This is a genomic window from Streptomyces sp. NPDC057543 (assembly GCF_042801895.1).
Classification (GTDB): domain Bacteria; phylum Actinomycetota; class Actinomycetes; order Streptomycetales; family Streptomycetaceae; genus Streptomyces.
Genome location: NZ_JBHVFF010000126.1, coordinates 1 through 22,419 on the forward strand (window position 1 = coordinate 1; position 22,419 = coordinate 22,419).

General features: G+C 70.9%; 15 protein-coding genes. 12 read left to right on the forward strand and 3 right to left on the reverse strand.

Annotated features, from left to right (window positions below; all coding sequences use genetic code 11):
* The first annotated feature begins 11 nt into the window (after window positions 1–11).
* From ACFU8Q_RS21485 to ACFU8Q_RS21515, 7 genes are all read left to right on the forward strand, one after another.
* Complete coding sequence (locus ACFU8Q_RS21485) at window positions 12–1,310, forward strand: SLC13 family permease (protein ID WP_384456272.1); 1,299 nt, start codon at window positions 12–14, stop codon at window positions 1,308–1,310.
* A gap of 132 nt (window positions 1,311–1,442) precedes the next feature.
* Window positions 1,443–3,569, forward strand: a complete 2,127-nt coding sequence (locus tag ACFU8Q_RS21490) for a phosphocholine-specific phospholipase C (protein WP_384456244.1) — start codon at window positions 1,443–1,445, stop codon at window positions 3,567–3,569.
* Between the two features lie 198 nt (window positions 3,570–3,767).
* Window positions 3,768–6,014: an MMPL family transporter gene (locus ACFU8Q_RS21495; protein ID WP_384456247.1), complete on the forward strand. Its 2,247-nt coding sequence runs from the start codon at window positions 3,768–3,770 to the stop codon at window positions 6,012–6,014.
* Window positions 6,014–6,568, forward strand: coding sequence for a GNAT family N-acetyltransferase (locus ACFU8Q_RS21500; RefSeq protein WP_384456275.1), 555 nt, complete (start codon window positions 6,014–6,016; stop codon window positions 6,566–6,568). Before ACFU8Q_RS21495 ends, ACFU8Q_RS21500 begins: the two co-directional genes overlap by 1 nt.
* 94 nt (window positions 6,569–6,662) lie before the next feature.
* Window positions 6,663–7,334 (forward strand): hypothetical protein, encoded by a 672-nt coding sequence (locus tag ACFU8Q_RS21505; protein WP_384456250.1) that lies wholly within the window; start codon window positions 6,663–6,665, stop codon window positions 7,332–7,334.
* A gap of 555 nt (window positions 7,335–7,889) precedes the next feature.
* Entirely contained in the window at window positions 7,890–8,099 is a 210-nt protein-coding gene (locus tag ACFU8Q_RS21510; RefSeq protein WP_384456253.1) for a hypothetical protein, read from the forward strand.
* A gap of 70 nt (window positions 8,100–8,169) precedes the next feature.
* On the forward strand, window positions 8,170–11,340 hold the full coding sequence (locus ACFU8Q_RS21515) for an AAA family ATPase (protein ID WP_384456278.1): 3,171 nt from the start codon (window positions 8,170–8,172) through the stop codon (window positions 11,338–11,340).
* Window positions 11,341–11,396: 56 nt separating this feature from the next.
* Here the strand turns inward: ACFU8Q_RS21515 and ACFU8Q_RS21520 are convergent, their stop codons facing one another.
* From ACFU8Q_RS21520 to ACFU8Q_RS21530, 3 genes are all read right to left on the reverse strand, one after another.
* Complete coding sequence (locus ACFU8Q_RS21520; protein ID WP_384456256.1) at window positions 11,397–11,714, reverse strand: DUF6191 domain-containing protein; 318 nt, start codon at window positions 11,712–11,714, stop codon at window positions 11,397–11,399.
* A 22-nt stretch (window positions 11,715–11,736) separates the two neighbouring features.
* Window positions 11,737–12,993, reverse strand: a complete 1,257-nt coding sequence (locus ACFU8Q_RS21525) for a PQQ-dependent sugar dehydrogenase (protein ID WP_384456281.1) — start codon at window positions 12,991–12,993, stop codon at window positions 11,737–11,739.
* Window positions 12,994–13,134: 141 nt separating this feature from the next.
* Window positions 13,135–14,091 (reverse strand): aldo/keto reductase, encoded by a 957-nt coding sequence (locus ACFU8Q_RS21530; RefSeq protein WP_384456284.1) that lies wholly within the window; start codon window positions 14,089–14,091, stop codon window positions 13,135–13,137.
* 141 nt (window positions 14,092–14,232) lie between these two features.
* On the opposite strand from ACFU8Q_RS21530, the gene ACFU8Q_RS21535 reads away from it, so the two are divergent.
* The 5 genes from ACFU8Q_RS21535 (at window position 14,233) to ilvC (ending at window position 22,388) form a co-directional block, all read left to right on the forward strand.
* Window positions 14,233–15,183, forward strand: coding sequence for a 2-hydroxyacid dehydrogenase (locus tag ACFU8Q_RS21535; RefSeq protein WP_384456259.1), 951 nt, complete (start codon window positions 14,233–14,235; stop codon window positions 15,181–15,183).
* Between the two features lie 432 nt (window positions 15,184–15,615).
* Window positions 15,616–18,453: a putative bifunctional diguanylate cyclase/phosphodiesterase gene (locus tag ACFU8Q_RS21540; RefSeq protein ID WP_384456262.1), complete on the forward strand. Its 2,838-nt coding sequence runs from the start codon at window positions 15,616–15,618 to the stop codon at window positions 18,451–18,453.
* Window positions 18,454–18,680: 227 nt separating this feature from the next.
* The gene (locus tag ACFU8Q_RS21545; protein ID WP_384456265.1) at window positions 18,681–20,537 is read left to right on the forward strand and encodes an acetolactate synthase large subunit; all 1,857 of its coding nucleotides are present in this window, start codon (window positions 18,681–18,683) and stop codon (window positions 20,535–20,537) included.
* Window positions 20,538–20,559: 22 nt separating this feature from the next.
* Window positions 20,560–21,087 (forward strand): acetolactate synthase small subunit, encoded by a 528-nt coding sequence (ilvN, locus tag ACFU8Q_RS21550; protein WP_018553223.1) that lies wholly within the window; start codon window positions 20,560–20,562, stop codon window positions 21,085–21,087.
* Between the two features lie 299 nt (window positions 21,088–21,386).
* Window positions 21,387–22,388 (forward strand): ketol-acid reductoisomerase, encoded by a 1,002-nt coding sequence (gene ilvC / locus ACFU8Q_RS21555; RefSeq protein ID WP_384456270.1) that lies wholly within the window; start codon window positions 21,387–21,389, stop codon window positions 22,386–22,388.
* Window positions 22,389–22,419 lie beyond the last annotated feature (31 nt).

Below are 22,419 nucleotides of genomic sequence, written 5' to 3' on the forward strand. Positions count from 1 at the left end.
CCCATGACCGGGTGCACCGCCCCCTCGCCCGTCCGGAGAGCCGAAGTCCGCTGAACACCGTCACCGCCGAGATCGTCTCCGTCGTGCTCCTGCTCGGGGTACTGGCCTTCGCCGTCGTACGCCCCCGGGGACTGCCGGAGGCGTACGCCGCCGTACCCGTGGCCGTGCTGGTGATCGTGGCCGGCGCGGTCCCGTGGCCGGAGGCCCGCGCCCAGGTGGGGAGCCTGCTGCCGGTCGTCGGTTTCCTCGCGGCGATTCTGGTCCTGGCCCAGCTCTGTGCGGACGAGGGGCTGTTCACGGCCGCCGGCGATCTGGTCGCCCGGGCCTGCGGCGGGCGGACCGGCCCCCTGCTCGGTGGGGTCTTCGTCGTCGCCGCCGTGACCACCGCCGTGCTCAGTCTGGACGCGACCGTGGTCCTGCTGACCCCCGTCGTCCTCGCCACCGCCGCCCGCGTCGGCGCCCGCCCCCGCCCGTACGTCTACGCCTGTGCGCACCTGGCCAACTCGGCGTCCCTGCTGCTGCCGGTCTCCAACCTCACCAACCTCCTGGCGTTCACCGCGAGCGGCCTCTCCTTCACCCGCTTCGCCGCACTGATGACCCTGCCGTGGCTGGCCGCCATCGCCGTCGAGTACGCCGTCTTCCGCCGCGTCTTCGCCGCCGACCTGGCGGCGGGGGCGTACCCGCCGAAGCCTGCGCAGGACCGTCCGGGCGTGCCCGTCTTCACGCTCGTCGTCCTCGCCCTGACGCTGGGCGGATTCGTCGTCACCTCATTCGCGGGCGCGGAACCGCTGTGGGCGGCACTGGCGGGTGCCGGGGTCCTGGCCGTTCGCGCGCTGGCGAAGCGTGAGACGACCGTCAGGGGCCTCGTGCGCTCCGCCAACCCGCTGTTCTGCCTGTTCGTCCTCGCGCTGGGCGTCGTGGTCGAAGCCGTGGTCGGCAACGGCCTCGGCGCCGGGATCGACGCCTTCCTCCCGGACGGCTCGTCACTTCCCGCGCTGCTGGCGGTGGCCGCCGTGGCGGCCGTGCTCGCCAACCTGATCAACAACCTGCCCGCGATCCTCGCCCTGCTCCCGATCGTCGCGGCGGCCGGCCCCGGCCCGCTGCTCGCCGCCCTGATCGGCGTGAACCTCGGCCCGAACCTCACCTACGTCGGCTCGCTCGCCACCCTGCTCTGGCGCCGCATCCTGCACACTCATGGCGCCCCGCCCGACATCGGCCACTTCACCCGCCTCGGGCTGCTGACCGTACCGGCGACGCTGGTCGTGTCGACGGTGGCGCTGTGGGGTTCGCTACGGGTCATCGGGGTGTGACCCGGTGCGGGCGGCGGTTGGACTTTCCCGGCCGACCTGTTGGACGTTCACCACGGAGCCGTACGAAGTCCTTCCCGAGGCCACCTCGCTTGCATAGCTTCCAGGCTGTACGACCGGACTCGGGAGGCTCACTTGACCACGGACATTTCACGGCGAAGGCTCTTCGCGCTCGGCGGCGGTGCGCTCGGTGCCGCAGCGGCGGGGTCGCTGCTGCCGCCGTCGCTGCAGGCCGCGATCGCCGCGCAGCCGGCGCCCTCGGCGGGGTCCGGCGGCGGTGACGGGCTCGGAGCCATCAAGCACGTGGTGATCCTGATGCAGGAGAATCGTTCCTTCGATCACTACTTCGGCACACTCCGGGGAGTGCGCGGCTTCGGCGACCGCAATGCCGTCGAGCTGCCCTCCGGCAAGCCGGTCTTCGAGCAGCCCGCCCCGCTGGGCACCTCCGTGCTGCCGTTCCCGGTGCGGGACGCCGCTGAGACGCAGAAGAAGGACCTCCAGTACATCGGCGCGCTCGACCACTCCTGGAGCGGCGGCGGCAAGGCGTGGGCCGGCGGGTGGATGAACGGCTGGGTGACCGCGAAGACGGCCGCCACCATGGCGTACTACGACCGCCGTGACATCCCGCTGCACTACGAACTGGCCGACACCTTCACGGTCTGCGACGCCTACCACTCCTCCATCCACTCCTCGACCAGCCCCAACCGCAACCACCTGTGGAGCGGGAAGACGGGCAACGAGGCGAACGGCAAGCGGGCCGTCGGGAACGACGCGTACAACGAGGGCACGCACCCCGGGTACGACTGGGGCACATATGCGGAGCGGCTGGAGAAGGCGGGCCGCAGCTGGCGCACGTACACCGAGTGGGAGAACTTCACCGACAACCAGATCGAGTTCTTCGCCACCTTCAAGGCGATCGCCCGCAAGGCACTGGCGAAGACCGGCGGCCATACATACATGGAGTCGTTCTACTCGGCGGTACGGGACGCGGACGCCACCGAGCGGGAGCGGCTGTTCGGCCTGCTCGAAGAGGGTGTCGTCACCCTGGACAAGACCGAACGCAGTCTCTTCGAGCGCGCGCTGCGCCGGGTGGAGACCGGAACCCTGGCCGAGGAGTTCGCCAAGGACGTGGCGGCGGGCACGCTGCCCGAGGTCTCCTACCTGGTGCCCTCGGCCGTCGACTCCGAGCACCCGAGCGTCTCCTCGCCGATCCACAGCGCGACGATCGTCTACAAGGTCCTGGACGCGCTGGGCAAGCACCCCGACGTGTGGCGGCACACCGCCGTCCTCATCAATTACGACGAGAACGACGGCTTCTTCGACCATGTGCCGCCACCGGTCGCGCCGCCCGAGGTGACCGAGGAGCAGTGGGAGGGCAAGCCCACCGGTCTCGGGATGCGGGTGCCGTTGCTCGTCGTGTCGCCGTGGACCGTGGGCGGCTACGTCTGCTCCGAGGTCTTCGACCACACCTCCGTGATCCGCTTCCTGGAGCGCTGGACCGGCGTGGCGGAACCGAACATCAGCGACTGGCGGCGCACCGTCACCGGCGATCTGACCTCGGCCTTCGACTTCACGCGCGCGCGGCGCCGGCCCGACGTGGAGCAGCCCGGCACCATCCCGCCGTTCAGCGGGCGCTGGGCGCCGAAGCCGCCGCCCGTGCAGCACATGCCCGTACAGGAGCCCGGGGCCCGGCCGGCCCGCGCCCTGCCGTACCAGCCGGACGCCCAGGCGAAGCTGGCGGACGGGGCGGTGCAGGTGGCCCTCACCAATACGGGGCGCTCGTCCGCGCACTTCGCGCTGTATCCGTACGCGGGTGAGTTCCCCGTGCCGCAGCACCGGGATGTAAAGGGCACGGCGCAATGGACGGTGCCCCTTACCGGTACGGCGTACCGGTTCACCGTGACGGGGCCGAACGGCTTCCGGCGCGAGTTCGCCGGACCCGCGCGGGACGGTGCCTCGGCCGGGGCCGAGGTCGCCTCGCGGGTCGACGCTCGTGAGCGGGATCTGCATCTCACGCTGCGCAACACGGGGCGCACGACGCTCACTTTCACCGTGCGGCCGCTCGGATACGTCGACGAGGCGGATCTGCGGGACTGGACCCGGACGGTCAAGGTCAAGCCGGGGCGGAGCCGTACGGTCGTGCACTCGGCGGCCGACGCGCACGGCTGGTACGACCTGGCCGTCACCGTCGACGGGGACGACGTCTTCCGGCGTCGGCTGATGGGGCACATCGAGAACGGCCGGGCGAGCGTCTCCGGCTGATCCGGGTCCGGGCGGCGGGGCGCCGTACGCCGTGGAGCGGCACGGCGTTCCCGCCGGGATCGTTTGTGAGTATGGCCACGAAAGGGGCAAACGATCACCATTGGATGCCAGAGTGGCAGCTCTCAGGTCATGCGCTCTTTGCGGGTAATTCATGTGTTGTCCCGTTGAGGAACCACGAACCGGCAGGGAGCACGTCCGTTGGCTGCAATTGCCCGCTGGTGCATCAAGCACCGTCTCATCGCCGTACTCATCTGGCTGTTCGCCCTCGGTGGCACGGCCACCGCGGCGGGATTCGCGGGCTCCGCGTACTCCAACAACTACGACGTTCCGGGCACGGAAGCCGGCCGGGCCGCCGACCTCCTCAAGAGCGGTTTCACGAACCTGGGCGGTGACACCGACACCATCGTCTGGCACACCAGCGACTCCACCGTGCAGGCTGCCGACGTACGCCAGACGATGACCAGCACCCTGCACGCGGTCGAGGAGCTGCCCGGTGTCGGCGCCGTCACCGGGCCGTACGGGGCGTCCGGCGCCGGACAGATCAGCGAGGACGGCCACACCGCCTACGCCACGGTCACCTTCGAGCAGCAGACCGAGGACATCCCGGCACAGCAGGTCCAGGCCGTCGTCGACACCGCGAAGGCGGCCGCCGACGACCACCTCCAGGTGGAACTGGGCGGCTCGGCCATAGCCCTCACCGAAGCGCCGTCCATCCACTTCAGCGAGGCCATCGGGGTCGTCGTCGCCGCGGTCGTCCTCTTCCTCGCCTTCGGTTCGCTCGCCGCCAGCATGCTGCCCATCGCCACCGCCCTCGTCTCCGTCGGCACGGCCTACGCGGGCATCGTGCTGCTCGGCCACGCGATGACCGTCGCCGACTTCGCCCCCATGCTGGGCATGCTGATAGGGCTCGGCGTCGGCATCGACTACGCGCTGTTCATCGTCACCCGGCACCGCAGTGGACTACGCAGAGGCATGACGGTCGCCGAGGCGGCGCAGAACGCCGTCGTGACGACCGGGCGGTCCGTCGTCTTCGCCGGAGCCACCGTCTGTATCGCGCTGCTCGGCATGCTGATCCTGCGGCTCGGATTCCTCAATGGCGTGGCGATCGCCGCCTCGCTCACCGTCGTGCTGACCGTGGCCGCGTCCGTGACCCTGCTGCCCGCCCTGCTGTCCTTCATCGGCATGCGGGCGCTGAGCCGGCGCGAGCGCAGAAGACTCGCCGAACACGGGCCGCAACCCGAACTGCCCACCGGCTTCGCCGCCCGCTGGTCCGCCTTCGTCGCACGCCACCCCAAGCTGCTCGGCGTGTTCGCGGCCGTGGTGATGCTGGTGCTCGCGCTGCCCACGTTCTCCCTGCATCTGGGCACCTCCGACCAGGGCAACAACCCGTCCACGTCGACCACCCGGCAGGCGTACGACCTGCTGGCCGACGGGTTCGGGCCGGGCGTCAATGGACCGTTGACGATCGCCGCGCAGATAGACGGCGCCGACGACCGGCTGGCGATGGACGGCCTGCCGGCCACCCTGCGGGCCACCGACGGCGTGGCCTCGACCGGCCCGGTCACGTACAGCAGCAACGGCAGTACGGCATTCGTCACCGTCGTACCGAAGTCGGCACCGCAGTCGCAGGAGACCAGCAAGCTCGTCGAGCATCTGCGTACGGAAGTCCTCCCGAAGGCCGAGGCGAACACCTCGCTCCGGGCCCATGTGGGCGGAGTGACGGCCGGCTACGACGACTTCGCCCAGGTCATCATCGGCAAGCTCCCGCTCTTCATCGGCGTCGTCATAGGGCTCGGCTGTCTGCTCCTGCTGCTGGCGTTCCGGTCGATCGGCATTCCGCTGAAGGCCGCGGTGATGAATGTGGCCGCCGTCGCCTCCTCGTTCGGAGTCGTCGTCGCGATCTTCCAGTGGGGATGGGGGAGCGAACTACTGGGGCTGGGCAGCTCCGGGCCCATCGAACCGTTCCTGCCGGTGATCATGGTCTCCGTGCTCTTCGGGCTCTCCATGGACTACCAGGTGTTCCTGGTGGGGCGGATGTACGAGGAGTGGCTGGAGACCGGGGACAACAGACGGGCGGTCCGGGTCGGCCTCGCCGAGACGAGCCGTGTGATCAACTCCGCGGCCGTGATCATGATTTCGGTCTTCCTCGCGTTCGTGCTCAGCGGGGACCGGGTCATCGCGATGTTCGGCATCGCGCTGGCCGCGGCCGTGGCCCTCGACGCGTTCGTCCTCCGTACGCTGCTGGTGCCCGCCCTCATGCACATGCTGGGCGGCGCGAACTGGTGGCTGCCGGGCTGGCTGGACCGGCGGCTGCCGCGGATCAGCATCGAGGCTCCCGAGTGCGACGCGCCGCATGCGAAGATCCCGCAGGCAGCACAACCGGTGGAGCCGGTGGAAGGCGCGCAGACACTGCACGCGGCGGAAGCGGTTCGAGAAGGAGCATGATGTTCGCGATATCCCTGGGCGACGACAGCGCGGAGCTGCGTCCGCTGGAGATCTGGCAGGCGGCGGAATTCCTCGCCCACGTGGACAGGGCCCGCGAGCTCGTCGACCCCTGGATCCCGTTCGCCTCCTTCGCCACCGACCTGGAGTCGGCGCGCGCCCTGCTCCAGCGGTACGCGGAGAAGCAGGCGGCGGACACGGGACGCCTCTACGGCATCTGGCTGGACGGCACGCTCGTCGGCGGCGTCCTGTTCCGGATCTTCGACACGGAGTCGGGGAACTGCGAGGTCGGCTGCTGGCTGGAACCGGCGGCGCAGGGGCGCGGACTGATCACCCGGGCGGCGGAGAAGCTGATCGACTGGGCGGTCTACGAGCGCGGCATGCACCGCGTGGAGTGGGGCGCCTCCGCCGCGAACACCCGCAGCGTCGCCGTGGCCAAGCGGCTCGGCATGACGCGCGACGGGGTGCTGCGCCAGAACTACCTGCACCGAGGTGAGCGCCACGACTCGGAGATCTGGTCCGTGCTGGCCCCGGAGTGGCGGGCCCGGAAGTCCTGAGGGCGGGGCGGGGGAGGCGTCAGGAACGGCTGCGGGCACGGGCCGGGACCGGGCGTTAAGAGGGTTCTCATCTGCCCCGCCTAGCGTGCGGAGCATGAACCCCAGGACCCCCACAAAGCCCACAAGCCCCACCACCCCCACCGACCCCGCCGCTCCGGCTGACAACGAGGGAACGGGCTCCGCCCCGGACGTCGACGTCAACGAGGCTGAAGTGAAGGACGGTGGCTTGAAGGACACTGAAGTGAAGGACGGCGGATTCACGGCCTCCGGGTCCGAGGTCTCAGGGTCCGAGGCCTCCGACTTCGACGAACTCGACGACCTCGACGACCTCGACCTCGAGGACTCCGGCAAGAAGCCGTCCGGTCTCGGTTCGGCCGCCGCGGCCGTCGCTGCCGCCGGTCTCGGCGTCGTCGCGCTCACCGGGTCCTGGACCGGCAAGGTCGCCGCCGAGCGCGAGACCCTGATCGGGCAGATCAAGACCTCGTCCGGTGGCGCCACCGCGGCTCAGCAGATCTCCGAGATCTACGGCGACGCCTGGCATTCCACGGCACTGGTCAACGGCCTCTTCGCGCTGCTCGCCCTGCTGGTCGGCGTCTTCGCCCTGGTCCGCCCGGCCTTCGGCGCGCCTTCCCCGAACCCGCAGCCGGGCTGGGTGCGGGCCGTCGCGACCGCCGGCATCGCGCTCGGCGTCCTCGGCGTGGTGATCTCCGTAGCCATGTACTTCGACCTCATCGTGCCCCTGCCGACCGCGGTCGCCACCCAGTGAGTACGCACCGCCCCCCGGCCGCCTGAGACCGACCGGCAATCGGGGGGCGGCGTCGCGGGGCTGGGCACGCGCATCTGCGGCGTTGTCGTCAATCACCAATGCTCCTTCCCCACGCTCTCGGCTTCGCTCGAGCAGGGGAGATCCCATCCGCCGGCTGCACGCACCCGGCCCGCTCCTTCTCCCACCCGCCAATTGCCGGTCGGTCTAACGACCTCACCCGCATAGAGAGCGGACTCCCGACGCCCTGCGACTCCGCCTCCGGCGTTGTCGTCGGTCAACGACGCTCCGCGTCGCTTCCCTCCTCCGCCTTGGATTCGAAGCCGCATGACGCCGCTCGCTGATCCACTCTCCATCGCGGGTGAGGTCGTAAGACATCCGCCGGTGCGGCACCGACCCGTATGCGACGGTGCCCGCACTCGGCTAAGGCCCCTCACGCCGCGAAGATACGGAACTCGCCCGATGTGACGGCACCCTCTGGGAGACGACAGTGGGGTCACGGCAGAAGCACTGCCGCCCCCCAGGCCCCAACGGGCCGTCGTCCTCCGGGAGAAGCACATGTATCCGCTCGAACTCCACAAGATGTACGCGACCGAACTGCGCCGCCGGGCCGACCGGGAGCGGCTCGCCCGGGAGGTCCTTCGCGCTCGCCGCGCCGCGCGCCGGGTTGCGCGTGATTCCGGGCGGGCCGCCCGTCGTGATCCCGCGAACAAGGGGGCCGAGGGGCCGGCGAGTACGGACCGGAACCGGTTCGTCCACGCCGCCTAGCAGCCGGATGAAGCTGCCGAGCGATGCCGACGACCGGATTACGGGGCCCGCGGTGTCGGACCCGTGTGCGATGCTCGGCGACGTGCAGACCAGGTCCGTCAGTCCCGTATTCGTCGGCCGCGCAGGTGAATTCGCCTCGCTCATCGATGCGCTCACCCGCGCCACCGGCGAGGGCACCGGCCCGGCCGACGGCCCCGGCGGCGAGCCACAGGCGCTGCTCATCGGCGGCGAGGCGGGCGTCGGCAAGACCCGGCTGGTCGAGGAGTTCCTCACGGCGGCGGTGCGCCGTGAGGCCGTCGTCGCCGTCGGCGGCTGCGTCGAGATCGGTGCCGACGGCCTGCCCTACGCCCCGTTCTCCACCGCCCTGCGCGCCCTGCGCCGCACCCTGCCCGACGAGATGGCCGCCGCCTGCGCCGGACAGGAGGGCGAGCTGGCCCGGCTGCTCCCCGAGCTCGGCGAGGCCCACCGGGACGCCACCGACGAGCACAGCACGGCCCGCCTCTTCGAACTCACCGCGAGACTCCTGGAACGCATCTCCGCGCAGCGCACGGTCGTCCTCGTCCTGGAGGACCTGCACTGGGCCGACGCCTCCACCCGTCATCTCCTCGTCTATCTCTTCCGCACCGTGCGCAGCGGCCGCCTCGTCGTGATCGGCACCTACCGCTCCGACGACATCCACCGCCGCCACCCCCTGCGCCCCCTCCTCGCCGAGCTGGACCGGCTCCGTACCGTCCGCCGGATCGAACTCGCCCGCTTCAACCGCGCGGAGGTCCGCCGCCAGCTCACCGGCATCCTCGCCGCCACCCCCGAGGCCGCCCTCGTGGACGAGATCTTCGAACGGTCCGACGGCAACGCCTTCTTCGTCGAGGAACTCGCCTGCAGCCTGGAGAGCGGCGACCACTCCCGGCTCTCCGACTCGCTGCGCGACCTCCTGCTCGTCCGCGTCGAAGCGCTCCCGGAAAACGCCCAGAAGATCGCCCGGATGGTCGCCGAGGGCGGTTCCGCCGTCGAGTACGAACTGCTGGCAGCGGTCGCCCGGCTCGCCGAGGACGACCTCATCGAGGCACTGCGGGCAGCCGTCGGCGCCAACCTGCTGCTCACCACCCCGGAGGGCAACGGCTACCGCTTTCGGCACTCCCTGGTCCGCGAGGCCGTCAGCGACGATCTGCTCTCCGGGGAACGCTCCCGGCTCAACCGGCGCTACGCGGAAGCCCTGGAGGCCGACCCCACCCTCGTCCGCCCCGACGAACGCGCCACCCGGCTCGCCAGCTACTGGTACGGCGCACACGACGCCGCCAAGGCCCTGCCCGCCGTACTGGAGGCCTCGGTCGAGGCTCGCCGCCGCTACGCGTTCTCCGAACAACTCCGCCTGTTGGAACGGGCGATGGAGCTGTGGGACGACGCCCCCGAAGACGTACGCGGCACCCTGCGCCCCATCGACTACGCCGAGAGCTACCCCATCTGCAGCTGCGACCCCGACGCCACCCCGCTGCGCTATCTCGACCTCATGGCCGAGGCCACCGTCGCCGCCCGGTTCGGCGGCGACCGCGAACGGGCCCTGGCCATCGCCAAGAAGGCCATGCGCGTCCTGGAGGGCGAGGACGACCCGCTGCGCGCCGCCTGGTTCTGGGTCCAGCGTTCCCGGCTCATGCAGGACCTCACGCGGGGCGACGGATGGCAGGAACTGGCCAACGCCCAGGAACTCGTGCGCGGACTGCCCCCGTCCGTCGTCCACGCCGACGTCCTGGCGAGCGTGGCGGGATGGGGCGCCCTGCACCGCCCCGGTGCCGAGACGCTGCTCGCCGTCGACCGGGCCGTGGAGTACGCCCGGCTCGTCGACGACGAGTACACCGAACTGCACGCCCGGCTCACCCGCGGCTGGCTCACCGCCGATGCCGGGAGCGTCGACGAAGGCATCGCCGAGATGTACGCCGTCCGCGACCGCGCCGACGAGCTGCACCTGGTCGGCATCATGAGCCGGGCCGGCACCAACCTCCCCTCCACCCTCGAAGCCATGGGCCGCTCCCTGGAGGCCGTGGCCGCCGCGGACCACGGCATCGAGATCAGCCGCAGCCACGGCATCGCCGACATGGAGGCATGGGTCCGTTGCAACCAGGCGGCCTCGCTCTTCTCCCTCGGTCACTGGGACGAGTGCCAGGCGACGGTCGACGCGGCGGCCCGCGTCGCCCGGTCCAACAAGGCGCAAGGACTCGTCGCCTCACGCCGTACCGAACTGGCCCTCGCCCAGGGCGACCTGGCCGAGGCCGAAACCCAACTCGTCCTGACCCGACGCTGTTTCGGCACCCGGGATCCGCAGCCCCAGCACCTCATCCCCTCCGTACGCCATGCCGCGGCCCTCGCCGCGCAGCAGGGCAGGCTCGCCGAGGCGCGGGCCGAGTTCGAGGCCCAGTCGGAACAGGGCTTCCCGCCCGGCACCCAGCGGTACGCGCTGCCGCTGCTCCATGCGGCCGCCGCTGCCGAGGCCGACGCCCGGGGCCTGCCCTCCGCCGACGCCGGCCGGCCGGCGATCCTCGCCGCTGTCCGGACCCACCTGAAGCGGCTGCCGATGCTCGTCCCGATCTGGGCCGCCTACGGTCTCCTGGTCGACGCCGAACTGGCCCGGGCCGAAGGCCTCGACACCCCCGACCACTGGTCCCGCGCCGCCACCGCCTTCGCCCCGCTCCACCGACCGTACGAGCTGGCGCAGATCCGCCACCGCTGGGCCGAGGCCCTCCTCATCGCCTCCGGCGACCGGCCCGCGGCCACCACCCTGCTGCGTGACGCGCACCGCACCGCCGGGCAACTCGGCGCACGCCCGTTGACCGAGACCATCGAGCTGCTGGCCGGCCGCGCCCGCATCACCCTCGCCGCCCCGGACCGGACCCGGGCCCACGGCACCGCCCACGAGATACCGGATGCCGTCACCGTCCCCGCCCGGGCCGCCGCCGGCGAGGCGGCGGACCACCGGGAGCAGACCGAGGACCACCTGCGCGAGGCGGCCGCGGCGGCGGTGGAGTCCTTCGGGCTGACGCGACGCGAACAGGATGTGCACCGACTGGTCGCCGCCGGTCACACCAATCGCCGGATCGCCGAGGAGCTCTACATCTCACCCAAGACCGCGAGTGTGCACGTCTCCAACATCCTCGCCAAGCTCGGCGTCTCCAGCCGCGGCGAGGCGGCCGCCCTGGCCCACCGGCTCCGCCTCTATCCCGCCACCGCCACCGCCGCCCGGAACTCCTGACGGGGCGGGGCCGCAGGCCTGACCGCCCCGGGACCCCTTCAGGGCCACCGGACCGGTCAGGCCCGTGGCCCGCTCTTCGGAGGCTCCTCGGGGCCGGCCTGCGGACCGTCCGGCACATCCGGCCCGGGAGCCGCTTCGCGGCCGTCGGCACCAGCATCGTCGGCTCCGGCCTCGGCGCCGCCGTCGCTGTCGGCACCGTCGCCGTCACCGGGCGCCCTGACGATCACCTTCCCGGAGGCCAGGTCTATCGGCCCGCGCCCCGGGTCGCCGACGCCGAGATCCACCCGGGTCAGCTCGAGCCGCTTCTGCTCCTCGGCGGCATGCTTGCGGCCCGGCGCGAAGAGTTCCTCGAAGAAGTTGAACACCGCCCGCACGCCCTTTCACCTGCTGTAGCCGCTACCGCACCGCCAGCACCAGGATCCTGTCGTCTCCCGGCTTCGGAGTGCCACGGGTGTCCGTATTGCTCGTGACGAGCCAGAGCTTGTTGCCGCCCGCGGCGAGCACGGTGCGCAGACGGCCGTACGTACCCTTCAGGAACGCTTGCGGGGCCGCCACCAGTTCCCCGTCGCCTGTGCCGGACAGCGGAATCCGCCAGAGCCGCTTACCGCGCAGGGCCGCCATCCAGATCGAACCTTCGGCGAAGGCGATGCCGCTCGGGGACGCCTCGGACGGCTTCCACTGTGCCACGGGATCGATGAAACCCTTCTTCCCGGCCTTGCCCTCGACCACCGGCCAGCCGTAATTCCCACCCGGCACGATCCGGTTCAGCTCGTCCCAGGTGTCCTGTCCGAACTCGGACGCCCACAGCTGCTTCCGCTCGTCCCAGGCCAGTCCCTGCACATTGCGGTGCCCGTACGAATACACCACGGAGTCGGCCGCCGGATTGCCGTGCAGCGGCTGACCGTCCGGGGTCATCCGCAGGATCTTGCCGCCCAGGGACTTCTTGTCCTGCGCGAGACGGTCGTCCCCCGTGTCCCCGGTGCCCGCGTACAGCATGTGGTCCGGGCCGAACGCGATCCGCCCGCCGTTGTGGTTCGAGCCCTTCGGGATGCCCCGCAGAATCGTGTCCGGAGCGCCCAGCAGCCGGCCCGGCACCGTGCCGTTCTCGTCGTACTGCATGCGCGCGATGCGGTTGTCGGACGCGGTCGTGAAATACGCGTACACCAGATGGTCCGAACCGTACGTGGGGGAGACCGCGATGCCCAGCAGCCCGCCCTCGCCACCCGGCGCGACCCCGGGCACGGCGCCCAGCAGGGTCTTCTTCCCGCTCTTCCCGTCGATCCGGGTGATCGTGCCCTTGTCGCGCGAGGAGACCAGCAGATCGCCGCCGGGCAGCTCGGCCAGCCCCCACGGCGAGTCGAGGCCCTCGGTGAGCGTGGAGACCACCTTCACCGAGCCCTTCGCGGGTGGCGGGGCGACCGACGGGGACGGGGAGGCCGACGGGCCCGAGGCGGCGGGGACGGGGCGGGACGGCAGGTCGCCGGCACCCGGCGTGCTGCCGGAACCGTCCCCGGGGGAACAGCCCGCGGTCAGCAGCAGGCCCGCGGCCAGCGCGGCCGCCGACCCGCGTCGCACGCCTCCGCGCCGATGCCGCCCCCGAAACCCCTCGCGCCCCGCAGGGCCTCGTACAGATCCGAACCCAACACCGCGCACAGCATCGATCCCTTCGACGGCCACCTGACTACTGTCTCTTACACCGCCGCGCCGCCCAGGGTTCCCCGTACCCGCCGATTCCCCCGATCACCGATTCCTTCGATCGCTGATCCGAGGACGGGATCGTCGACCGGGTGGGGGTCAGTCCCAGGACCCCCGCGCGGCGGGCAGCCGGGCGATCTCCAGCAGATCCTGCGCGGTCAGCGTCAACCCGGCCGCTCCCGCGTTCTCCACCGCCCACCGCTCCCGCTTGGTCCCCGGCACCGGCACCACATGCGGCCCCTGCCGCAGCACCCAGGCCAGCGCCACCTGCGCCGCGGTCGCCCCGTGCCGCTCGGCGATCCGCCGCAACCCGACCACCACCGGCTGGTTCGCCGCCATCATCTCGGCCGTGAACCGCGGATGCCTGGCCCGCAGATCCTCCGGCTCGAAGCCCTGTCCCGGGGTCAGCGTGCCCGTCAGATAGCCGTTGCCCAGAGGCATCGCCGCCAGCAGCCCCACACCCCGCGCCGAGCACCACGGAAGCAACGACTCCAGCGCCTGGGGCGACCAGACCGAGAGTTCGGCCTGCACCGCGCTCACCGGGAAGACCTGCTGCACCCGGTCCAGCTGACGGATCGTTTCGTCATACATTCGCGCACCCGGCCTGCGCGAGGCCCGCGCCCCGACCGCGCAGAGCCCGAGCGCCCGCACCTTTCCCGCGGTCACCAGCTCCGCCATCGCGCCCCAGGTCTCCTCGACCGGTACTTCGGGATCGGCCCGGTGCAACTGGTACAGATCGATCACATCGGTCTGCAGCCGGCGCAGCGAGGCATCACAGGCCCGCCGCACATAGCCGGGGCGGCCGTTGGCCACGATGTGCTGATCGCCCACCAGCAGCCCGCACTTGGTGGAGACGAAGGCATCGGACCTGCGGCCCTTCAGCGCCCGGCCCACCAGCAGCTCATTGGTGAAGGGGCCGTACATGTCGGCTGTGTCGAGCAGTTGGACGCCCGCGTCGAGCGCGGCGTGCACCGCACGCAACGCACGGTCACCGCGCTGCTGCGACGCGCTGTACGCCCAGTTCATCGGCATGCAGCCGAGACCGACGGCCCCCACGGCGAGCGCCGCCGCACCGAGACTCCTGCGCTCCAACTCCCCCAACCCTTCCGCCCCCGCCACGGGACCGCAACGCACCCCAAAGTAACCTCTGCCGATCACCTTCCCTCGCGCAGCCTCCCGCCGATTAGCCTCCTGAGCATGACTTCGACGAAGACTCCCGACGTATGGCTGCCGTTTCCCCCCGACGAGATCGAAGGGCTCCCCGAAGGCCTCGCCTACCGCTTCTGGGACGGCGGACCGGACTACCCCGCCGACCCGGCCGACTGCGCCTTCTACGTCGTGCCCTACATGAAGGGCCCGGAGGTCTCGGTCCGTCCGCTCGCCGGGATGACGCAGGTCCAGGTCGTGCAGACGCTCACCGCAGGCATCGACCATGTCGAGCCGGGCCTCGGCCTGTTGCCGGACGGGGTACGCCTGTGCAACGCCAAGGGGGTCCACGAGGCGTCGACGGCGGAGCTCACCCTCGCCCTGATCCTCGCCTCCCTGCGCGGCTTCCCCGGGTTCGTCCACGGGCAGGACAAGGAGGAGTGGCGGTCCGGTTTCTACCCGGCGCTCGCCGACAAGTCCGTACTGATCGTGGGATACGGCTCGATCGGCGCCGCCATCGAGGACCGGCTCGCGCCCTTCGAGTGCGCGCGGGTGGCGCGCGTCGCGCGCTCTGCGCGGACAACAGCACGCGGCCCCGTACACACACTCGACGACCTGCCCGCACTCCTGCCCGAGGCCGACGTCGTCGTGCTGTCCACCCCGCTGAACCCGTCCACACAAGGGCTGGTGGGCGCGGAGTTCCTCGCCGCGATGCCGGACGGCGCGCTGCTCGTGAACGTCGCACGGGGCGGCGTCGTCGACACCAAGTCGCTGCTGCTCGAACTCGAGTCCGGCCGGCTGCGCGCCGCCCTCGATGTCACCGACCCGGAACCGCTGCCCGCCGGCCATCCCCTCTGGCATGCTCCGAACGTCCTGATCACCCCTCATGTGGGCGGCAGCACCTCGGCGTTCCAGCCGCGTGCCAAGCGCCTGGTGACCGGGCAGCTGAGCCGGTTCGCCGCGGGGGAGCCGGTGCGGAACGTCGTACGCACCACCGGCTGACCACGCTGCGGGACCGTCCGATTGCGCACCGTACCGACAACTGCCCTGTTCGTCACGCAGAGTAGATAATCTATGTCCCTCTGTGACTGGTCTGGTGTATCGTCCCGAAAGGGGCGCTGCGCCGAGGAAGAGACGGCGCCGGGGAGGACGCGACACGCGAGGGGGACGGGCGATGCACGGCCGATGGGCGAACGATCCGAGACCGCAGGGCGGTCGGCGGCGACGCGGGGCAGCTGGGGCTTTCCCGCTCCTCGCCCGTGGCGCGGGCGTCGCGGTGCGTGGCGCGAGTGACCGCACGACGGACGGGCTTCTTCGCACCGGGCGTACGCGTACAGGTCCGACCACGTGGCGAACGTCGTGGGTGCCGGGCATCGTGGTGGGAGCCCCGGCGGGGCGCCGGGTGCGTGCGCACCCGTCGCCGGGTGCGCCGTGGTGAGCGCGCCGGCCGGCGCCCTCGGGGCGCTCCTCTCCCGGCGGGCGGCCGTCGGCGGCACGTCCTCGCTGGTGTCGCAGGTCCTGCTCGGCCTCGTCTGCGGGGGCTACGCGGTCGGAGCCGCCCTCGGCTGGGGTTCGAAGGAACTCGCGCTGTTCATGGGGGATTTCGGCCTCAGCGCTGCCGCGCTGGCCGCGGCCGTCTCCTGCTTCCTCTACGGGCGGGCCGGCGGCGACCGGTGCCGGCCCGCCTGGCTGCTGTTCTCGCTCTCCTCGCTCATGGCCGCCGGGGGCAACGCCGTCTGGGGGTGGTACGAGGTCCTGCTCGGGCTCCAGGTGCCCAGCCCCTCCCTCGCCGACGCCTTCTACCTCTGCTTCGCACCGCCCGCCATCGTCGGACTGCTCGTCCTCGCCAAACGCCCCGTGACCCGGGCCGGCTGGGTCTGTCTCGCGCTGGACTCCTGGCTGATCGGCGGATCGCTCCTCACGCTCTCCTGGAGCCTCGCCCTCGCCCACACCGCGCACCTCGTGGACGCGGAGGGCGCGAGCGTGGCGCGCGCCGCCCTCTCGCTGGCCTATCCGCTGCTCGACATCGTGCTGGTCTCCATGGTGCTGGCCCTGCACTTCCGGCGGTCCAGCGTCAACCGCTCCGCGGTGAACACCGCCATCGCCGCCCTCGCCCTGACGGTCCTGTCCGACGCCCTGTTCACCTCACCGCTGCTGCGCCAGACCTACCACTCCGGCCAGTTGCTGGACGCGGGCTGGTTCGCCGGATCCCTGCTCCTCGCGTACGCGCCCTGGGGTGCGACCAACGCGCAGGAGCACGCCTTCCCGCCGCAGGGCGCGCCGCGGCCTACCAGCCGTCCCGTCGCCGGATCGCTGGCCGCGCTGACGCCGTATCTCGCCGCCGCCGTCTGCACCCTCGGCATTCTCTACAACGTCATCGAAGGCCGCCGAGTGGACCGCGTCGTGGTCTTCACCGGCTGCACGGTGGTGCTCGCCCTGGTCGTCCGCCAGGGCATCATGCTCGTCGACAACATCGCCCTCACCCAGGAACTGGCGCAGAAGGAGAACCACTTCCGCTCCCTGGTGCAGGGCTCCAGCGACGTCATCATGATCGCCGCCCCCACCGGCGTCCTGCGCTATGTCAGCCCCGCCGCCGCAGGGGTGTACGGGCGCGACGCCGAAGACCTCGTCGGCGCCGAGCTGTCCTCGATCATCCACCCCGACGATCTGGGCCGGGTGGTCCACGAGGTGCGCCGGTTCCTCGCCGCCGCTCCGGCCGAAGAACCCACCACCCGGATCGAGTGCCGGTTCAGATCCGGTACGGGCGACTGGCTCAATGTCGAATCCACCGTCAACCGCCACCAGGGCGGCCTGATCCTCAACAGCCGCGATGTGACCGAACGGGTGCGGCTGCAGGCCCAGTTGCAGCACAACGCCGAGCACGACCCGCTCACCGACCTGCCCAACCGCGCCCTGTTCACCGAGCGGGTCCGCCAGGCACTCGGCGGCCGTCGCTCCGGCGACCCGGGCACCGCCGTGCTCTTCATCGACCTCGACGGCTTCAAGGCGGTCAACGACCGCCTCGGTCACCAGGCGGGCGACGAGCTCCTCGTCCAGGCCGCCCGCCGCCTCCACGAATCCGTACGGGCCGGCGACACCGCCGCCCGCCTCGGCGGTGACGAATTCGCCGCCATCATCCTCGGCGACGGCACCCGCGACCAGTCCGCCCGGGAGTGCCAGGTCCACGAGATCGCCGACCGGCTGCGCCTCACGATCTCCCAGCCGTACCGCATCGGCGCCGGTGAGGTCCGGGTCGCCGCGTCCATCGGGGTCGCCTTCGCCGAGTCCGGCATCACCCCCGGCGACCTCATGCGCAACGCGGACCTCGCCATGTACCGCGCCAAGGCCGGCGGCAAGGACCGCGTCGAGCTGTACGCCCCCCAGATGCAGGCCGAAGTCGTACGCCGCTCCGAGCTGACGGCCCGGCTGCGCACCGCACTGCGCGACGGCGAGTTCGCCCTGCTCCACCAGCCCGTCGTGCATCTCGCCAGCGGCACCGTCGCCGCTGTCGCCGCCCAGGCCCGCTGGCGCTCCGCCCAGGGCATCCTGTTCACCCCGGCCGAATTCCTCCGCGTCACCGATGACAGTGACCGCACCGCCGAGCTCGGCCGCTGGCTCCTCGAAAAGGCCGTCGAGCAGGCCGCCGACCGGGCCAGGGCCGGCCACCCCGTCTCCGTCGCCGTGCGGCTCTCCGCCCGCAGACTCCTCGACAAGGGCATGCCGTTCGGCTCCGTCGAGGCGCTGCTCACCCGTCACAGCCTGCCCTCCGGGGCCCTCATGATCGAGGTCGCCGACAGCGACCCCCGCATCTCCTTCGACGACCTCGAACAGCGTCTCGTCGCCCTGCGTCGGCTCGGCGTCCGCATCGCACTCGACGGCTTCGGCAGCGGCTACGCCGCGATCAACGCCCTGCGCCGGCTCCCCATCGACGTACTGAAACTGGACCGCGGTCTCGTCGAGGGCGTCGTGGAATCCGCCCGGCTGCACAAGATCACCAGCGGTCTCCTGCGCATCGCCTGCGACCTCGGCATGCAGTCCGTGGCCGACGGGGTCGACGTACCGGAGCAGGCCCTCGCACTGCGCGCCATGGGCTGTACGCACGGCCAGGGAATGGCCTTCTCCGGGCCGCTCGACGAGTACCGGCTGCGCCGCGCCCTGGCCCGCGGCGAGTTCCCGGTGCCCGGCAGCACCACCGCCCAGCCGGTCCTGACGGGCGGCTCCGTCCCTCTCCTGAGCGGTTCACATGCTGAGACTCCCGTCCCACCCACTTGACACCCCGTGTGCGTCGGAGAGAGGGTCATTGCCATGCGCACCCGAATTCTCGTACTTGGAAAGCGCGTCGGCTGAGCGGAGTCCCTCGTGGAGACTCCGCAGACCACACCGACGCGCTCCCCTCGCTTGCCTCACGGCACGAGGGGTTTTTTGTTGCACCGGCACCAGGCAAAACGTCGCAAAGTACCCGCAAGACACTCGCAAAAACCCTCAGCTTCGAGAAGAGAATGCCGATGACCGAGCAGGCCACCGGGGCCCACCATCCCCAGCCGCGGGCCCGTAACGGCGGATCGTCCTCCGCCACCGTTGAGCACGTCACGGGCGCGCAGTCCCTCATCCGGTCTCTCGAGGAGGTGGGGGCCGACACGGTATTCGGCATTCCCGGCGGCGCCATCCTTCCGGCGTACGACCCGATGATGGACTCCACCCGGGTCCGTCATGTGCTGGTCCGGCACGAGCAGGGCGCGGGACACGCCGCCACCGGTTACGCACAGGCCACCGGCAAGGTCGGCGTCTGCATGGCCACCTCGGGCCCCGGAGCCACCAACCTGGTCACGCCGATCGCCGACGCCCACATGGACTCCGTCCCGCTGGTGGCGATCACCGGTCAGGTCGCCTCCAAGGCGATCGGGACGGACGCATTCCAGGAAGCCGACATCTGCGGCATCACCATGCCGGTCACCAAGCACAACTTCCTGGTCACCAGGGCCGAGGACATCCCGCACACGATCGCCGAGGCCTTCCACATCGCCTCCTCCGGCCGTCCGGGACCCGTCCTCGTCGACATCGCCAAGGACGCCCTCCAGGCGCGGACCACGTTCAGCTGGCCGCCCGTCCTGGACCTGCCCGGCTACCGGCCGGTCACCAAGCCGCACGCCAAGCAGATCCGCGAAGCCGCCAGGCTCATCACCCAGGCCAAGCGCCCGGTGCTGTACGTCGGCGGCGGCGTCATCAAGGCGGGGGCCACCGCCGAACTGAAGGTCCTCGCAGAGCTCACCGGAGCGCCCGTCACCACCACACTGATGGCGCTCGGCGCATTCCCCGACAGCCACCCGCTGCACGTCGGAATGCCGGGCATGCACGGTGCGGTCACCGCCGTCACCGCGCTGCAGAAGGCCGACCTGATCGTCGCCCTCGGAGCCCGTTTCGACGACCGCGTCACCGGCAAGCTGGACAGCTTCGCCCCGTACGCCAAGATCGTCCACGCCGACATCGACCCGGCCGAGATCGGCAAGAACCGCGAGGCCGACGTGCCGATCGTCGGAGACGCCCGTGAGGTCCTGGCCGACCTGGTCCAGGCCGTCCAGGCCGAGCACACCGAAGGTCACGTCGGTGACTACGAGGCCTGGTGGAAGGATCTCAACCGCTGGCGCGAGACGTACCCGCTCGGCTACGACCTGCCCGAGGACGGCAGCCTGTCGCCGCAGCAGGTCATCCAGCGCATCGGCGAGCTCGCTCCCGAGGGCACGATCTTCGCGGCGGGCGTCGGTCAGCACCAGATGTGGGCCTCGCACTTCATCCAGTACGAGCAGCCCGCCACCTGGCTGAACTCCGGCGGCGCCGGAACGATGGGGTACGCGGTCCCGGCCGCGATGGGCGCCAAGGCCGGCATGCCGGACCGCACGGTCTGGGCGATCGACGGCGACGGTTGCTTCCAGATGACCAACCAGGAACTCACCACCTGCGCGCTCAACAACATCCCGATCAAGGTCGCCATCATCAACAACGGCGCGCTCGGGATGGTCCGCCAGTGGCAGACCCTGTTCTACAACCAGCGGTACTCCAACACCGTGCTGCACTCCGGTGCCGACACCGAGGGCATCCCGGCGAAGGGCACCCGCGTCCCGGACTTCGTCAAGCTGTCCGAGGCCATGGGCTGCTACGCGATCCGCTGCGAGGACCCGGCCGATCTGGACAGGGCCATCGAAGAGGCCAACTCCATCAACGACCGCCCCGTCGTGATCGACTTCATCGTCCACGAGGACGCCATGGTGTGGCCGATGGTCGCCGCCGGCACCTCCAACGACGAGGTCATGGCCGCCCGCGGGGTCCGCCCCGACTTCGGCGACAACGAAGACGACTGAGAGACAGAGAGAGACCGACTCCATGTCCACCAAGCACACGCTCTCCGTCCTGGTCGAGAACAAGCCCGGTGTCCTCGCCCGGATCACCGCCCTGTTCTCCCGCCGCGGCTTCAACATCGACTCGCTCGCGGTCGGTACCACCGAACACCCCGACATCTCACGCATCACCATCGTCGTCAATGTCGAGGACCTGCCTCTTGAGCAGGTGACCAAGCAGCTCAACAAGCTGGTGAACGTCCTGAAGATCGTCGAACTCGAGCCGTCCGCTGCGATCCAGCGCGAGCTCGTCCTGGTGAAGGTCCGCGCCGACAACGAGACCCGCTCCCAGATCGTCGAGATCGTCCAGCTGTTCCGCGCCAAGACCGTGGACGTCTCCCCGGAGGCCGTCACGATCGAGGCGACCGGCGGCGCCGACAAGCTGGAGGCCATGCTCAAGATGCTGGAGCAGTACGGCATCAAGGAACTGGTCCAGTCCGGCACGATCGCCATAGGGCGCGGCGCGCGCTCGATCACCGACCGCTCGCTGCGCGCCCTGGACCGTACGGCCTAGGGCCTGTCCGGCGGATCACGACCGGGGTCGCGACGCCCGGCGCCTCGCGGCGTTGCCGAAACGCCCGAAGAGCTCCTTCCTCAAGCGATCAACTCCGTTCGAGCGGGGGAGCCCCCAACCTCAGGACGCTCCGGCGCCTTGCGGTGCACCGCACCGGACGCCGTGCCCTGTCCGGCCCTGATCCGCCGGACGGACCCTGGCCGCCACCCCCTCGCCGCTCGTATGGCGAGACCCGAAAACGTATCTGACGCCCCCGCCGTACGGTGGGACGTAACACCTGCACACCAAGGAGAGACCCAGTGGCCGAGCTGTTCTACGACGACGATGCCGACCTGTCCATCATCCAGGGCCGCAAGGTCGCGGTCATCGGCTACGGCAGCCAGGGCCACGCCCACGCGCTGTCGCTGCGTGACTCGGGTGTCGACGTCCGTGTCGGTCTGCACGAGGGCTCCAAGTCCAAGGCGAAGGCCGAGGAGCAGGGCCTGCGCGTGGTGACGCCGTCCGAGGCCGCCGCCGAGGCCGACGTCATCATGATCCTGGTCCCGGACCCGATCCAGGCCCAGGTCTACGAGGAGTCCATCAAGGACAACCTCAAGGACGGCGACGCGCTGTTCTTCGGTCACGGCCTGAACATCCGCTTCGAGTTCATCAAGCCGCCGGCGGGCGTCGACGTCTGCATGGTCGCCCCCAAGGGCCCGGGCCACCTGGTCCGCCGTCAGTACGAGGAGGGCCGCGGCGTTCCGTGCATCGTGGCCGTCGAGCAGGACGCCTCGGGCAACGGCCTGGCGCTCGCCCTGTCGTACGCGAAGGGCATCGGCGGCACCCGCGCCGGCGTCATCAAGACGACCTTCACCGAGGAGACCGAGACCGACCTGTTCGGTGAGCAGGCCGTCCTCTGTGGTGGCACCGCCGCCCTGGTCAAGGCCGGTTTCGAGACCCTGACCGAGGCCGGTTACCAGCCGGAGATCGCGTACTTCGAGTGCCTGCACGAGCTGAAGCTCATCGTGGACCTCATGTACGAGGGCGGCCTGGAGAAGATGCGCTGGTCCATCTCGGAGACCGCCGAGTGGGGCGACTACGTCACCGGCCCGCGGATCATCACGGACGCCACCAAGGCCGAGATGAAGAAGGTCCTCGCGGAGATCCAGGACGGCACCTTCGCCAAGAACTGGATGGCCGAGTACCACAACGGTCTGCCCAAGTACAACGAGTACAAGAAGGCGGACAGCGACCACCTCCTGGAGACCACCGGCCGTGAGCTGCGCAAGCTCATGAGCTGGGTCAACGACGAGGACGCGTAACACCGACGCCCCGGGGGCGGGTCTCCTCGAC